Genomic DNA, 15,365 nt, shown 5'->3' on the forward strand with positions numbered 1-15,365 from the left:
AGCGACCCGGGCATGAACATGGGAATCTGACGCCTCGTCCGGAACTCCCGGAAGTGGTGCCCGAGCGCCTTCCCGGCCGGTGTCCCGCGCGGTGTCCCGAGCGGGAACCCGGCTGGTTCCTCAGCGGTTTCGCCGCGGGGTACGCCGGCCGGGAAGGGTCAGGAAGGATCAGGAAGGATCAGGAAGTGGGGAGCGTGAAGCCCAGTTCCGCCGCGGCCAGGGCGGGGGTGGGCTGCGACCAGCGCGCGACGGCGTGCTCGGTGCTGGACAGCGAGCGCGTCTCGGCCAGGTCGAGGTAGAGCGTTCCGCCGAGATGGTCCGTCTCGTGCTGGACGATACGGGCCGGCCACCCCGCGAACTCCTCGTCGAGTTCCCGTCCCCGCTCGTCCTGCCCGCGCAGCCGGACCCGTGCGTGCCGCGCGACCACGGCCTGCCAGCCGGGGACGCTCAGGCAGCCCTCGAAGAACGCGGCCCGGCCGTCGCCGACCGGCTCGTACGACGGGTTGACCAGCACCCGGAAAGGCTGCGGAACCCGGCCGCGCGCGTCCCGCACCTCGTCGCCCACCTCGGCGGGATCCTCGACGACCGCGAGCCGCAGGGGGATTCCCACCTGCGGCGCCGCCAGTCCGACGCCGGGGGCGGCATGCATCGTCTCGCGCATGACGCGCACCAGACGCTCCAGCCGGGCGTCTCCCAACTGCCCCTCGTACGAAAGCGCGGGGCGCCGTAGTACGGGGTCACCCGCGGAGACGATGGGGAGCGGGGAGGGTCCGTCGAGAAGGGAGTCGACGAGATCGGTGAGTTCGGTGCGCGTCATGGCCTGCATGGCCCCACTTTCCCAGACTCCGGAAAAGGGGCTGCTCGCCGGGCAGGAGCTGCTCGCCGGGCAGGGGCTGCCCGCCGTGCAGGGGCCGCGCGCGCATTTCAGCGGCCTTCAACGGCGGCACAGGGGGGCCGGTGGGTCACCCGCCGCCGGGGAGGACGGCCGGCCCGCCCGGTCTCCCGGGACGGGCCGGCCGGGCGGCTCAGGCCCTTCGGCGGTTGCGGCCGCTCTTCATCGCGGCTGCCGCGCACACCAGACCGAGCAGGATGGTCAGCGCGCCGATGATCGCGTTGGTCCAGATGATGCCCTTGTCCGGACCGGTACCGACGATCCATGGTGCGATGATCAGCCACACACCCATGGCGCACATGGCCCAGCTGAGGCCGTACATGCGCTGAGGCATGACGGTGAAGCCGACAGCCATCACCACAAGCGCGATTCCCATGATGAGGTTGTGCACCGCCAGAGCGGGCTGGGTGGCCGTGAAGTGGATGATCCAGGGCGACAGGGCGCAGAACAGGCCGACGAGAAACACCGGTCCGTCGAGGAGCGCCACATCGCGTCCGCCGAGCATGCGGGCGTAACGCTCCCGCATCTCCGGGACATCGGGATGACCGGCCAGGTCCTGCCTCGTATGTGAGACGTCCTGTCCCTGTGAGACGTCCTGCCTCGTGTGCCTCGTGTGTGAGACGTCGGCCATACGACTCGCCTCCTTCGCTTGCGCAAGTCAGACCGCGATGCGCGACATCGAGTCGCGTCAGACCCATTCTGCGCGCTTCAGCCACTTTTGTGTAGCGGTGGGATAAGAAGAGCGAGATATCCTTTATGTATAAAACACCTGCTGATCTCTTTCCTGGCGCATACACAGCACACGGGCCGTCCACTGCCGGTCCGGGCCGCCCGAACCGGAGCAAAGGAGCCGTACCGTGGCCGAGGACCTCCTCGCAGGTGTGATGCGGCAGTGGCAGCAGGTACTGCCCGAACTGGACACCGCCCCCATGGCGGTCATCGGGCGGCTCAACCGTTGCTCCGCGCTCCTCCAGCAGGCCGCCGACGCGCCCCTCAGGCGGGAGCGACTGACCCGGCCCGAGTTCGACATCCTGGGAACCCTGCGCCGTACGGACCGGGAGCTGACTCCGGGCCGCATCGCCCGGGAGACCTTCGCCTCCGGGGCGGCGGTGACCAAGCGGCTGCGCCGGCTGGAGAAGCGGGGACTGGTCGCCCGGCGGCCGGACGACCGGGACCGCCGTGTCACGCATCTGTTCCTCACCACCGAGGGGCGTGAGCTGCTGGACCGGCTGCTGCCCGAGCAACTGGGCTATGAGGCGGCCCTGCTGGACGGACTCGGCACCCGCAATCGGGAGCGGCTGGCGGGCTCGCTGGGCGAGTTGCTGGTCCTGCTGGAGGGCAGGCTCGGGAGCCTGCCGGACTGAACACCGTCCGGCCCGGCTCCGCTCACGGCCTCTACCGCACGTACGGCCCCTACGGCACGTACGGCGTCTACAGCGTGTACGGCACGTACGGTCCTCGCGGCACGTACGGCCTGTACGCACGTACGGCCTGTACGCACGTACGGCGTCTACCACGCTTGCGGCGCGCCCCGCAGGCCGCGGGTCACCCGCCGGGGCCGGGTCTTTCGGATCGTGCCGGACTCTTCACGTGGCACGCCGCGGGGAAGGCCGTACCGGGAGACACCTTCCCCCCCCAGAGAGGACCTCCCCCGTGGCCGTCGAGGATTTCCCGCGCTATCCCCTGCTCTTCGGACCGAGCCCGATACACAGCCTGGAGCGGCTGACCGGGTTCCTCGGCGGCGCCCGCCTCTGGGCCAAACGCGAGGACTGCAACTCCGGTCTCGCGTACGGCGGGAACAAGACCCGAAAGCTGGAGTACATCGTTCCCGACGTGCTGGCCCAGGGCGCGGACACGCTCGTCTCGATCGGGGGGTATCAGTCGAACCACACCCGGCAGGTGGCCGCCGTCGCCGCTCACCTCGGTCTCAAGGCCCGGCTCATCCAGGAGAAGTGGGTGGACTGGCCCGACCCGGTGCACGACAAGGCCGGCAACATCCTGCTGTCCCGGATCATGGGCGCCGATGTCCGGCTGGGCTCGGCGGGGTTCGGTATCGGGATCAAGGACTCCTGGCAGCGGGCGCTGGACGAGGTACGGGCCGAGGGCGGCGCACCGTACCCGATCCCGGCCGGCGCCTCCGAACACCCGCTCGGCGGGCTGGGGTTCGCGAACTGGGCGTACGAGGTGGAGCGCCAGGAGGCCGAGCACGGCGTCTTCTTCGACACGATCGTCGTCTGTAGCGTCACGGGCTCCACGCAGGCCGGGATGATCGCCGGATTCGCGGGCCAGGACCGCCCGCGGCGGGTGATCGGCATCGACGCCTCCGCCAGGATCGACGAGACCCGCGAGCAGGTCGGACGGATCGCGCGGCACACCGCCGATCTGATCGGCCTCCGGCGCGAGCTGCGTGACGACGAGATCAGCGTGCTCGAAGGGTGGGCGGGCGATCAGTACGGCATCCCGGTGGCGTCGACGCTGGAGGCGATCCGGCTCACCGGCCGGCTGGAGGGGATGATCATCGACCCGGTGTACGAGGGCAAGTCCATGGCCGGGCTGATCGATCTGGTGCGTACGGGCGAGATCGGCAAGGACTCGACGGTGCTGTACGCGCACCTGGGCGGGCAGCCCGCGCTCAACGCCTACAGCGGCGCCTTCGACTGAGAGCGCGACCGCATGGCATGACAGACGTCAGCTGAGGAAGGTCGCCACGACCACCAGCCCCGGCACCGACAGCATCGTGGACAGCAGAATCGATTCGCGGGCCAGCCGTTCGGCGACGCGATAACGGGACGCGTACGTATAGAGGTTCTGCGCGGCCGGCAGGGCCGAGGTCACCACGACATCGAGCAGGGCCGCGCCGTGCAGCCCGAAGACCAGGGCCCCGAGCGCCCAGGCCGCCAGCGGCTGGCCCACGGACTTCAGGACCGCGGACAGCAGCACGGGCCGGCGGTCGGGGCCACGGCCCGGCAATGCGCCGCCGTACAGCGAGATGCCGAAGGCGAGCAGCACCGCGGGAACGGACATGTTGCCGATCAGGATCAGCGGGTCCAGCACCGGACCCGGCACCGTCACCCCCGTCGCCGCCACCGCGACCCCGCACAGCGAACTGGCCGCGACCGGGTTGCGCAGCGGTGTCGTCACCCGCTGCCACACCGGTCGCTTCTCGCCGGAGCCCGAGAGATCGAGCACCGTCAGCGCGATCGGTGTGACCACGATCTGCTGGAAGAGCAGGACGGGCGCCACCAGTGAGGCGTCGCCGAGGACGTACACGGCGATCGGGATGCCGAGATTCCCGGCGTTGACATAGCTGGAGCAGAGCGCGCCGATCGTGGTGGTCCCCACGTCCCAGCGTCGTACGAGCGCGACCGCCACGAACGCCCCGGCGGCGGCCACCGTACTGAGCGCGGTGATCAGCAGCCTGCTGGAGAGGACCACCGACAGATCGGCCTGGGCCAGCGTCGTGAACAGCAGTGCCGGTGTGGCCACGTGGAACGCGAGCTTGGTGAGCACCTCGCGCCCGTTGTCCCCGAGATATCTGCGCCGCCCTATCAGATAGCCGACACCGATGACGACCGCGATGACGCCGAATCCGGTCAGTACGCCGCGCACCGCACGCCCCCGTCGGTGGAGTGGGCAGCCCTCGGGGGCGGTGCAGATGCGTGGTCCATGCAGCCAACCCTCCCGAGGAACCTCACCCGGGGTCAACGTGATCTCGCGCACCGAGACCGGCCGGCTGTGCTCCCGGCGCGGCCGGCCCCGTCGGCGCAGCCGAACTGACGGAGGGTCGGAGGGCAGGAGGCGAGGGAGGGCGGGGCGGTCAGCTCAGCTCAGCTCAGCGGCTTGTCGACGACCGCCTTCGCGTGGCTGAAGGTGTCGATCGAGTACTCGCCGTGGTAGCGCCCCATGCCGCTCGCGCCGACTCCGCCGAAGGGCAGCTCCGGCATCGCCAGATGGGAGACGGGCAGCCCGAACGTGAGCGCGCCGGAGGAGGTCTCCTCGGTCAGCCGCCGCTTGGTCTCCTCGGACTCGGTGAACCCGTAGAGCGCCAGTGGCTTGTCGCGGTTGTTGATGAAGGCGATCGCCGCGTCCAGGTCCGGTACGGGGATGATCGGCAGCACCGGGCCGAAGATCTCCTCACGCATCACCGGAGCGTCCGGCGGGACGTCGGCCAGGACGGTCGGGTCGATATGCCGGGCCGCGCGGTCGCTGCCACCGCCGAGGACGAGGCGGCCGTCGCCCAGGAACGGGATCAGCCGGTCGAAGTTCCGCTCGTTGACGATCTTCCCGTACTTCGGGTTGCCCGCAGGATCGTCCCCGTACATGGACCGGACGGCGGCGGTCAGCCGTGGTTCCAGCTCCGTCGCCGTCTCGCCGATGGCGAGGATGTAGTCGGGCGCCACACAGGTCTGCCCCGCGTTGGCGAACTTGCCGCGCGCGATCCGCTGCGCGGTGACCTCCAGATCGGCGCCCGGCTCGACCACGGCGGGGCTCTTGCCGCCCAGTTCCAGGGTGACGGGGGTGAGATGGCGGGCGGCGGCGGTCATGACGATACGCCCGACCTGCCCGCTGCCGGTGTAGAAGATGTGGTCGAAGCGCTGTTCCAGCAGGGCGGTGGTCTCCGGGACCGCGCCCTCGACCACGGCGACGGCCTCGTTGTCGAGATACCGGGGCACCAGCTCGGCGAGGGCGGCCGAGCTCGCGGGCGCCAGCTCGCTGGGCTTGATGACCACGGTGTTGCCCGAGGCCAGCGCCCCCACCAGCGGTGCGAGCACGAGCTGTACGGGGTAGTTCCACGGGCCGATGATCAGCACCACCCCGAGCGGGTCACGGACGACCCGGGCCCCGGCGGGGAGGAAGACGTCGGGGACGGCGGCCGGCCTGGGGCGCAGCCATTCCTCCAGATGCGCGACCGTATGGTCCAGTTCGTTGAGGGTGAAGCCGATCTCGGCGCGGTACGCCTCGGCCGGATTCTTGCCCAGGTCCGCGAGCAGGGCCGCCTGGAGTTCGTCGGTCCGTTCGGTGAGCAGCCGGCGCAGGGCGTCGAGCTGCCCCAGCCGCCAGGAGAGCGGTTTGCTCCGGCCGGTGGCGAAGGTGGCACGCAGCCGCGCGACGGTGGCGGCGGGGGTCGCGGTGACGGTGGTCATGGTCCTACTCCTTGCTCGGCGGACTGCGAGGATCGGTGCACGGGCAACGGGATCACTATGCGCGTAAGGATGTATGAGGGGCGCACGGGGGACGTATAAGGGGCGATGTCGTGCGAGGCGTGCACGAGGGAAGGGAGGACAGCCGGATGAAGAGTGGACCCGACCCGGACCCCGCCATGGGCGTCCAGCCCGACCTGGGCACGGACCCCGTCGTGGGCACGGAACCCCTCGTGGGCACGGAACCCGTCGTGGGCGTGGAACCTGGCGTGGGCGTCGAGCCCGTTGTGGGCGTGGGGCCCCTCTCCGGTGGCGAACAACCCGTCGTCCGCACCCAGTACGGCCGGGTGCGCGGCCGTATCGAGCGCGGGGTCGCCGTGTTCCGCGGTGTCCCGTACGCGGCGGCGCCCGTCGGCCCGTACCGCTTCCGCCCGCCGGCCGCGCCCGCGCCGTGGGACGGTGTCCGCGACGCCTCCGCCTTCGGGCCGACCGCCCCGAAGCCGCCGTACGCCCCGCCGCTGGACCGGCTGCTGTCCGATCCGTCGGTGCCGGGGGACGACTGTCTGAACCTCAATGTGTGGACCCCCGATCCGGGCGGCGCCGGGCTGCCCGTGATGGTCTGGATCCACGGCGGTTCGCTGCGGAACGGCTCGTCGGCCGTTCCCACGTACGACGGCGCCGCGTTCGCCCGGGACGGCGTGGTCCTCGTGTCGCTGAACTACCGGCTCGGCATCGAGGGGTTCGGGGTGTTCCCCGACGCGCCCGCCAACCTGGGGCTGCGGGACCAGCTCGCGGCGCTCGCGTGGGTACGGCGGAATGTGGCGGCCTTCGGCGGCGATCCCGAACTCGTCACCGTCTTCGGCGAATCCGCCGGGGCGTTCTCCGTCGCCGGGATCCTGGCCTCCCCGCTCTCCGCCGGTCTGCTGCGGCGCGCCGTGCTGCAAAGCGGCGTCCCGTCCGCCGTCACCCCGGCCAGGGGCCGGCGCACCACCCGGCGCATCGCCCGGCGGCTGCGGGTCCCGGCGACGGCGGCGGCCCTCGCCGGGGTGGACCGCGACCGGCTGCTGCGGGCGCAGCGCCAGGTGACCGCGGGAGGCCCGCTGGGCGGCGGCGCGAGCTTCGATCTCGTGGTCGACGGCGAGGTGCTGCCGCGCGACCCGGCCGCCGCGCTGGCGGCGGGGCAGGGTGCGGAGATCGGTCTGCTGATGGGCACCACCTCGGAGGAGTACCGGCTGTGGTTCATACCCGGCGGTGCGCTGGACCGGATCGGTCCGGTCACGCTGCGGCTCGCCATGGCCCGGTTCGGGGTGCGGGGCAGGACGGCTGCGGTGTACCGGGCCAACCGGCCGGACGCGTCGCCCGGGGAGCTGCTCGGCGCGCTCGCCACCGACCGGCTGCTGCGTATCCCGCTCACCCGGCTCGCCGACGCGCGCCGGAACGCCCCGGCCGCCACCTACTTCTACGAGTTCGCCTGGCCCTCGCCGGTCCAGCGGCTCGGCGCGTGCCACGCCCTGGAGATCGGCTTCGTCTTCGACACCCTGCGGGAGCCGGCCACGCGCTCGCTCACCGGCACCGGGGCGCCGCAGTCCCTGGCGGACACCATGCACGCCGACTGGGTGCGCTTCGCGGCCACCGGGGATCCGGGCTGGCCCGCCTGGGACGCCTCGCGCCCGGTGATGACGTACGGGCGCGGCGCCCCCGAGGTCGTCCACGCTCCCCGGGACGACGAACGCCGCGCCTGGGACGGGCCCTGACGGGCCGGAGACCGGAATCGGCACGGGGGCGCGGGCACGGGCACGGGACTACGGGAACGGCCGGGCCTCCTCCGACGTGTCGGAGGGGCCGGCTCGTCCCGTCGTCGTGTCCGTCCTCCGGTCAGCGCAGTTCCGTCATCGCGCCGTTGTCGAAGGGCACCAGTTCGTCGGCCCGCCCCTCGATCGTCTTCACCGCCCACTCGGGATCGGCCAGCAGCGCGCGCCCGACGGCCACCAGGTCGAACTCGTCCCGCTCCAGCCGGTCGAGCAGCGGGTCGATACCCGCTATCCCCTTCACCTTGCCCTGCTCGACAGCCTCCAGGAACACGCTGTCCAGTCCGACGGAGCCGACGGTGATGGTGGGCCGGCCCGTCAGCTTCTTCGCCCAGCCGGCGAGGTTCAGCTCCGAGCCGTCGAACTCCGGCTCCCAGTACCGGCGTGTCGACGCGTGGAAGACATCGACGCCCGCCTCGGCCAGCGGGGTGAGCAGACGCTCCAGGTCTTCGGGGGTTTCGGTCAGCCTGGCGGTGTAGTGGTGCGCCTTCCACTGGGACAGCCGGAAGATGATCGGGAAGGACGCCGACACGGCCGCGCGCGCGGCGGCGACGATCTCGGTGGCGAAGCGGATCCTGGCCGCGTCGTCGCCGCCGTAGGCGTCGGCGCGCCGGTTCGTACGGGACCAGAGGAACTGGTCGATGAGGTAGCCGTGCGCGCCGTGCAGCTCGATGCCGTCGAAGCCGAGGCGCTCGGCATCGGCCGCCGCGGCGGCGAAAGCCGCGACCGCCTCGTCGATTTCGGCGAGGCTCATCGCCCGGCCCTCCGGGGTGCCGTCCAGCCCCAGCCCGGACGGGCTGACCGACTTCGCCACCGACTCGTCGTCGATCACCCGGCCGCTGCCCTCCGCCCAGAGCTGCGGGACGATCCGGCCGCCGGCGCGGTGTACGGCGTCGACGACCCGGGCCCAGCCGGCGAGCGCGTCCTCCCCGTGGAACCGCGGGATCTGCTGCTCGCGCCCGGAGTAGGGGTGGTCGACATGAGTCCCCTCCGTGATGATCAGCCCCACGCCGCCGGCCGCCCGGCGCGCGTAGTAGTCCACGACATCGGCGCCCGGGACACCACCGGGCGAGAAGTTGCGCGTCATGGGCGCCATGGCGATCCGGTTCGGCAGGACCAGGTCCCCGATGCTGAAGGGGCGGGAGAGGATCTGTCCCGCCCTGTTCGCCCGCTCGTTCGGTGTCGCTGATGCCGCCGGTGTCGCTGATGCCGCCGGTGCCGTCGATGTCACGGGTGTTCTCCCTCGGATAGCTGTGAGAGTGGTCAATCACTCCCCGCGCTCAACGAGATGGGGCGGGAGCGTATTCCCGCTTCTGGAAGCTCAGTCGGGTGGGGAGAGGCGACCATCGCCGGGCCCGGGGCCGGGGCCTGGTCCGGGGCCTGGCCCGTGCCCCTCGTGCTCGTGCCCCTGCTCATCCCGATGCCCGTTCCCGGGCCCGGAGAGGGTGCGCGCCCACGGAGCGTCCACGGCCGCCACGTCGAGGGCGGCGAGTACGTTGCCGAGCATGCCGTCCGCGAAGAACCCGCGGATGCATGCGTCGGAGGCGAGGGACGCCGCCCGTACGTACTCCACCTGCTTCGCGTAGCAGTCGCGCATGGCCGCGCGGATCGCCGGCTCACTCGCGGCGCAGTTGGCCTGGAGCAGCACCATGACCAAGTCCCGCTCCTCCGTGGCCAGCCGGCGGATGGACGACGTCACGGTGGCGAGCACCTCCGCCGGATCGGTGCTCTCCGCCGCGGCCAGACAGCGTGACATCCGCTCGCGCACGAGCCATGCGCAGTGGTTGATCAGCGCGACGAACAGGGCTTCCTTGTGCGGGAAGAGCCGGTAGAGATAGGCCTGCGAGATCCCGGCGGCCTCGGCGACCTCCGTGGTGCTCGTCCCGTAGTACCCACGCGCGGCGAAGGCGTGCATGGCCGTGCGCAGCACCGTCTCGCGACGCTCGTCCGCGGTCGACAACCGGCGTCTTCCCGAGGATGACATGTGAGTAATCAACCACTCTTCTCCTCATCTGTCGATGCCCTCAACGAATTCTCCCCGTACTCCCTTCCCGTCGTGTCCCCGCCCCTCCCCGCCCCATCCTTCTGCCCGTCTCCCTCTTCTCTCCGTCTCCCTCTTCTCTCCGCCCCCTCCTTCTCTCCGCCGCCGCGTCCCCGTCGCGTCCCCGGCTCTGAGCGGCGAACAGGGACCCCACGATCGGGTGAATGTGACCCGGCGGCGATTTCCCGGCACAGAGGCCCCGATGGGCGGCATGGCCGCCCATCGGCCCAGTCACAGCACGCCTCCCGGGAGTTCCGCCGGATCCGGTTCCGATTCTCACGACGCGCCGGAGGGGAGAAGGTCGCACCGGCCCGGTGAAAGCAACGCCATGCTGCTGCCGAGTTCACACGGGACTGCTGACCGGAGGAGCGTTACGGTGACCACGACGGGCACGGAAGAATCGGCGGAGGCCGACGACAGCTACGAGAATGAGCTGCCGGTACGGCGCAGAGAGCCGGGCAAAGTCATCGTGGGGTGGCTGACCACCACCGATCATAAGACGATCGGCACGCTCTATCTCCTGACATCGTTCGCGTTCTTCATCATGGGCGGGGTGCTGGCGCTCTTCATGCGCGCCGAACTGGCCCGTCCCGGTATTCAGATCATCTCGCACGAACAGTTCAATCAGGCGTTCACGATGCACGGCACGATCATGCTGCTGATGTTCGCCACACCCCTGTTCGCCGGATTCACCAACTGGATCATGCCGCTACAGATCGGCGCACCCGATGTGGCGTTCCCCCGGCTGAACATCTTCGCGTACTGGCTCTATCTTTTCGGGTCGCTCATCGTCGTGGCAGGTTTCATCACCCCCAACGGCGCGGCGGACTTCGGCTGGTTCGCGTACTCACCGCTGACGGACGGGGTCCGCTCGCCGGGGGTCGGCGGCGATCTGTGGATCATGGGTCTGGCCTTCTCCGGATTCGGGACGATCCTCGGCTCGGTCAACTTCATCACCACGATCATCTGTATGCGCGCGCCTGGCATGACGATGTTCCGGATGCCGATCTTCACCTGGAACGTGCTGCTGACCGCCGTACTGGTCCTGTTCGCCTTCCCCATTCTGGCCGCCGCGCTGCTCGCGCTGGAGGCTGACCGTAAATTCGGCGCGCATGTCTTCGAAGCGGCCAATGGCGGGGCCCTGTTGTGGCAGCACCTCTTCTGGTTCTTCGGCCATCCCGAGGTCTACATCATCGCCCTTCCGTTCTTCGGCATCGTCACGGAAATCCTCCCGGTCTTCAGCCGTAAGCCGGTCTTCGGCTATATCGGTCTGGTGGCGGCGACGATCGCGATCGCGGGGCTGTCGATCACGGTATGGGCGCACCACATGTTCGTGACCGGCGGTGTGCTGCTGCCGTTCTTCTCGTTCATGACCTTCCTGATCGCGGTGCCGACCGGGGTGAAGTTCTTCAACTGGATCGGCACGATGTGGAAAGGCTCGCTGTCCTTCGAAACGCCGATGCTCTGGTCGATCGGCTTCCTGGTCACGTTCCTGTTCGGTGGTCTGACGGGCATCATCCTGGCGTCCCCGCCGATGGACTTCCATGTGTCCGACTCGTACTTCGTGGTGGCGCACTTCCACTACGTGGTGTTCGGCACGGTGGTGTTCGCGATGTTCGCCGGATTCCACTTCTGGTGGCCGAAGTTCACCGGCAAGATGCTGGACGAGCGACTGGGGAAGATCACCTTCTGGACGCTCTTCGCCGGTTTCCACGGCACCTTCCTCGTGCAGCACTGGCTGGGCGCCGAGGGGATGCCGCGCCGTTACGCGGACTATCTCGCCGCCGACGGTTTCACCGCGCTGAACATGGTCTCCACGATCAGCTCGTTCGTCCTCGGCCTGTCGATGCTGCCGTTCTTCTACAACGTCTGGAAGACCGAGAAGTACGGCAAGAAGATCGAGGTCGACGATCCCTGGGGATACGGGCGTTCGCTGGAATGGGCCACTTCCTGCCCCCCGCCGCGGCACAACTTCATCACCCTGCCGCGGATCCGTTCCGAATCCCCCGCGTTCGATCTGCACTATCCGTCCATCCGGCTGCTGGACGAGGCGCTCAACAACCCCGCGGCCTCCACCACCGTGGCGCCGGGTGACCGGCAGAAATGACGGGCCCTGTCCGGAGTCACGGCGTACGGGGAGAGCGAGGAGAATGGCGTGGAGCCCGACAAGGAGAGCGCCCGTGGTCTCTATCAGATCGAGGGCTATCTGCTCTGGAGCGCGGAGATCGAGGACGTGCGCCGGCAGGCCGCCCGTTTCACCGCGCAGTTGCCCTGGCTGACCACGGCTCAGCGTGAGGACGTGGAGCGGGTCTACACCGCGGACCGGGCGGCTGCCTCCCGGGCGATGCTCGTACGGATCTCCGATCGCGCAACCGAACTGCGCCGCGAATACACCGCGCGCTACCGGCAGCTCAGAACGCGCGTAATGGCGGCGTCGGTGGTGGCCGTCGGGGTGGCGAGCGGTGCCTGCGGCGCGGTCATGTATCTGACCCGCTGACATAAGATGCCCAAGCCACATATTCCTCACCAACAGGACACAAGGCGGCGCGCCGGACGGATTTCAATTCGGCTTGTTTCTCGCACAGGGATCGAGTGGTCCTGTGAAGCGGTCGTGAATTCATCTTCATACCCTTCCGGCGGCGCCCCTCTGACCACGCCCTATTGCCTCCGAACGGCATCGCGGAAAATGATCAGTCGATGACTGAATCACTCTCTTGACCATCCCTTGACACACAATCCAGACTCGCAAGCGGCACTCATGCATCAGGAGCCACTGACGCATACGCATGCGGCCTTCGCATACGCATGCGGATGGCCCTGCGAGACCGATATCGCACGGGGTGTGTGACGGGGGAAAAAACGGAGGGCGCGTAGGCCGGTCAGTTCGGTGCGTACGCGTGTTCCCTGCACTTCCTCTCCTCATCTCTTGGTGCGCGAAGGGAATGGAGGGGGAATGCCGACGCACATGGGCTATCCCGGCGTATACATCGAAGAGCTTCCCAGCAGCACCCGTACCATCGCCTCGGTCACCACCTCGGTGACCGCGTTCGTGGGGCACACCCGCCGGGGTCCGCTCAACCAACCCGTGCGGATCACCAGCTTCGCGGACTTCGAGCGCCGCTTCGGCGGGCTCACCTCCCAGAGCGCGGTCGGCTACGCCGTCCACCAGTTCTTCGGCAACGGCGGCTCCGTCGCGGTGATCGTGCGCGTGGCCAAGGCCGGCACCGGCGAAGAAGCCTGCGTCACGCTCGAATCCACCGAGGGGCACAGCCAGTGCCCGGTACTCGAGGTACGCGCCAAGGAACCCGGCGTCTGGGGCTCGGGGCTGCGGGTGGCCGTCGACCACGACACACCGGCCCCGGACAAGACGTTCAACCTCCGGATCCTCGACGCGCGCGGCGGCGCCCGTGAGACCTTCACCGGGCTGTCGATGGACGCCGGCCACGGACGGTTCGTGGAGACGGTCGTCAACGCCGGTTCCTCCCTCGTCCGTGTGAAGGCCCTGGACGAGGACAGGCCCGACCCCTCCGGCACTGTCTCCAAGCCCTTCTCGGCGGAACTGCCGAATCTGAACGTCGAGTTGAAGGTCAAGATCGGCGATGTGGAGCGTGAGTTCACCCTCCACGACCCCGACCACGACGGCGAGGCGCCGGGCAGCGTCACGGAGCTGGCCCTCCTGCTGGAACGCAAGCTGCGCTCACTCCCGGACGCCCCGGGGAAGCACACCTTCGCCGGCGCCGAGGTCACGCCGTTCGGCCGGCGGATCCAGGTCGTCGCCGGGTCCGTCGACCCCGACGACGTGGTGCGGTTCGTCGGCGAGTGCGCCAATGACCTGGGTCTGGAGGCCTCGGTCAACCCGCCCGTGTTCCCGCTCCAGGGCGGCAAGGACGGCGATCCGCCCGGACCACGCGACCTCATCGGCAGCGAGGCGAGCAAGACCGGTGTACAGGCGCTGCGCGATGTGGACGACGTCAACCTGCTGGCCCTGCCCGAGCTTTCGGCGTACGAGTCCACCGAGGACATGGTCACCGTGCTCTCCGCGGCCGAGCAGCTCTGCCGGGAGCGGCGGATCTTCCTGCTCGTGGACTCGCCGTCCACCTGGGGCAGCGTGGACGCCGCACGCGCCGGGATCGGCGCGTTCGAACCCGTGCGCAGCGATCACGCCGCGCTGTACTTCCCGCACCTCCAGCTGACGGACCCGCTCACGGGACGGCTGCGCTCCTTCCCGCCGTCGGGTGCCCTCGCCGGGGTCATCGCCCGTACCGACGGAGAGCGCGGGGTCTGGAAGGCGCCGGCCGGGACCGAGGCGCGGCTCGCCGGGGTGCGGTCGCTGACGGTCAAGCTCACCGACCGGGAGAACGGACTGCTCAATCCGCTGGGCGTGAACTCCCTGCGCACCTTCCCGGTGGTCGGTCCGCTCGTCTGGGGCGCCCGTACGCTCCAGGGCGCGGACGCGCTCGACAGCGAGTGGAAGTACGTACCGGTGCGCCGGCTCGCGCTGCATGTCGAGGAGAGTCTCTACCGCGGTCTGCAATGGGTCGTCTTCGAGCCCAACACCGAGCAGTTGTGGCAGCAGATCCGGCTGAAGGCCTCGGCCTATCTCAACGATCTGTTCCGGCAGGGCGCTTTCCAGGGCGGCACACCGCGCGAGGCGTACTTCGTCAAGTGCGACAAGGACACCACCACCGAAGCCGATGTCGAGCGCGGAGTGGTGAATGTCGTGATCGGTATCGCGCCGGTCAAGCCCGCGGAGTTCGTGATCGTGAAGATCCAGCAGGTGGCCGGGCAGTTCGACCTGTCGTAACCGAGGAAAAGGAACACGAAGGAAACCGATGGCTGAGTTCCAGATCAACGCCCATCGCTTCGACCCCTACAAGAATTTCAAGTTCCTGGTCCTGTGGGACGGTCGAACGGTCGCGGGCGTCAGCAAGATCAGTCCGCTGAAGCGCACCACCGAAGTGGTCAAACACCGCCACGGCGGCGACCCCAGCTCACCGCGGAAGTCGCCGGGCCGCTCCGAGTTCGAGGGGGTCACGCTCGAGCGCGGCGTCACCCACGACCCGGAGTTCGACCGCTGGGCCAACAAGGTCTGGCAGGTCGGGGCGGGGCTCGGCTCGGAGGTCTCCCTGCGGGACTTCCGTAAGGACATCATCATCCAGGTCCTCAACGAGGCCGGGCAGGTGGCCGTCTCGCACAAGCTCTACCGGGCCTGGGTGAGCGAGTACCAGGTGCTCGGCGAGCTGGACGCCAACGCGAACGCCGTCGCCATCCAGAGCGTCAAGCTCGAATGCGAGGGCTGGGAACGGGACTACGAGGTGGAGGAGCCGGTCGAGCCCTCGTTCACCTATCCGGCCTGATCCGCGCGAGCCGTACCACGCGTACCACGCGTACCACTCGCACCTCTCGTACGACCCGTATCGCTCGTACGACCCGTATCGCTCGTACGACGTACCACCCGTACCACCCGTAGCACCTGCACAACG

Annotated in this window: 13 protein-coding genes; 7 read left to right on the forward strand and 6 right to left on the reverse strand. The window is 69.4% G+C overall.

All coding sequences use genetic code 11. The features are described 5' to 3' along the window. Positions 1-178 precede the first annotated feature (178 nt). Positions 179-817 carry a peptide deformylase gene (locus tag ACIOGX_RS03815; RefSeq protein WP_356511111.1) on the reverse strand — a complete coding sequence of 213 codons (639 nt, stop codon included), beginning with the start codon at positions 815-817 and terminating at the stop codon, positions 179-181. Between the two features lie 208 nt (positions 818-1,025). Continuing rightward, positions 1,026-1,523 carry an SPW repeat protein gene (locus tag ACIOGX_RS03820; protein ID WP_356510606.1) on the reverse strand — a complete coding sequence of 166 codons (498 nt, stop codon included), beginning with the start codon at positions 1,521-1,523 and terminating at the stop codon, positions 1,026-1,028. Between the two features lie 226 nt (positions 1,524-1,749). Between ACIOGX_RS03820 and ACIOGX_RS03825 the strand changes: the two genes are divergently transcribed. Continuing rightward, on the forward strand, positions 1,750-2,256 hold the full coding sequence (locus ACIOGX_RS03825; RefSeq protein ID WP_356510608.1) for a MarR family transcriptional regulator: 507 nt from the start codon (positions 1,750-1,752) through the stop codon (positions 2,254-2,256). A 289-nt stretch (positions 2,257-2,545) separates the two neighbouring features. Then, a complete protein-coding gene (locus ACIOGX_RS03830; RefSeq protein ID WP_401910010.1) occupies positions 2,546-3,553 on the forward strand; it encodes a 1-aminocyclopropane-1-carboxylate deaminase in 1,008 nt (335 codons plus the stop codon). 27 nt (positions 3,554-3,580) lie between these two features. Here the strand turns inward: ACIOGX_RS03830 and ACIOGX_RS03835 are convergent, their stop codons facing one another. Together ACIOGX_RS03835 and ACIOGX_RS03840 are read right to left on the reverse strand one after the other, a co-directional pair. Further along, on the reverse strand, positions 3,581-4,501 hold the full coding sequence (locus ACIOGX_RS03835; RefSeq protein WP_129767694.1) for an AEC family transporter: 921 nt from the start codon (positions 4,499-4,501) through the stop codon (positions 3,581-3,583). Between the two features lie 218 nt (positions 4,502-4,719). After that, a complete protein-coding gene (locus ACIOGX_RS03840) occupies positions 4,720-6,036 on the reverse strand; it encodes an aldehyde dehydrogenase family protein (protein WP_401910013.1) in 1,317 nt (438 codons plus the stop codon). A gap of 146 nt (positions 6,037-6,182) precedes the next feature. Here ACIOGX_RS03840 and ACIOGX_RS03845 point away from each other — a divergent pair, with 146 nt between their 5' ends. Beyond that, entirely contained in the window at positions 6,183-7,787 is a 1,605-nt protein-coding gene (locus ACIOGX_RS03845; protein WP_401910016.1) for a carboxylesterase/lipase family protein, read from the forward strand. A 121-nt stretch (positions 7,788-7,908) separates the two neighbouring features. On the opposite strand, the gene ACIOGX_RS03850 is transcribed toward ACIOGX_RS03845, so the two are convergent. Both ACIOGX_RS03850 and ACIOGX_RS03855 read right to left on the reverse strand, forming a co-directional pair. Beyond that, positions 7,909-9,072, reverse strand: coding sequence for an NADH:flavin oxidoreductase (locus ACIOGX_RS03850; RefSeq protein WP_401910018.1), 1,164 nt, complete (start codon positions 9,070-9,072; stop codon positions 7,909-7,911). Positions 9,073-9,162: 90 nt separating this feature from the next. Beyond that, positions 9,163-9,801 carry a TetR/AcrR family transcriptional regulator gene (locus ACIOGX_RS03855; protein WP_401910021.1) on the reverse strand — a complete coding sequence of 213 codons (639 nt, stop codon included), beginning with the start codon at positions 9,799-9,801 and terminating at the stop codon, positions 9,163-9,165. Between the two features lie 457 nt (positions 9,802-10,258). Between ACIOGX_RS03855 and ctaD the strand changes: the two genes are divergently transcribed. From ctaD to ACIOGX_RS03875, 4 genes are all read left to right on the forward strand, one after another. Beyond that, positions 10,259-11,989, forward strand: a complete 1,731-nt coding sequence (gene ctaD, locus ACIOGX_RS03860; protein WP_383963628.1) for a cytochrome c oxidase subunit I — start codon at positions 10,259-10,261, stop codon at positions 11,987-11,989. Positions 11,990-12,037: 48 nt separating this feature from the next. Then, positions 12,038-12,379: a hypothetical protein gene (locus ACIOGX_RS03865; RefSeq protein WP_401910024.1), complete on the forward strand. Its 342-nt coding sequence runs from the start codon at positions 12,038-12,040 to the stop codon at positions 12,377-12,379. A gap of 456 nt (positions 12,380-12,835) precedes the next feature. Beyond that, a complete protein-coding gene (locus ACIOGX_RS03870) occupies positions 12,836-14,686 on the forward strand; it encodes a phage tail sheath family protein (RefSeq protein ID WP_401759591.1) in 1,851 nt (616 codons plus the stop codon). Between the two features lie 28 nt (positions 14,687-14,714). After that, positions 14,715-15,239: a phage tail protein gene (locus ACIOGX_RS03875; RefSeq protein WP_129767701.1), complete on the forward strand. Its 525-nt coding sequence runs from the start codon at positions 14,715-14,717 to the stop codon at positions 15,237-15,239. The last annotated feature ends 126 nt before the right edge of the window (positions 15,240-15,365 follow it).

This window comes from Streptomyces sp. NPDC088147 (assembly GCF_044741565.1).
Classification (GTDB): domain Bacteria; phylum Actinomycetota; class Actinomycetes; order Streptomycetales; family Streptomycetaceae; genus Streptomyces.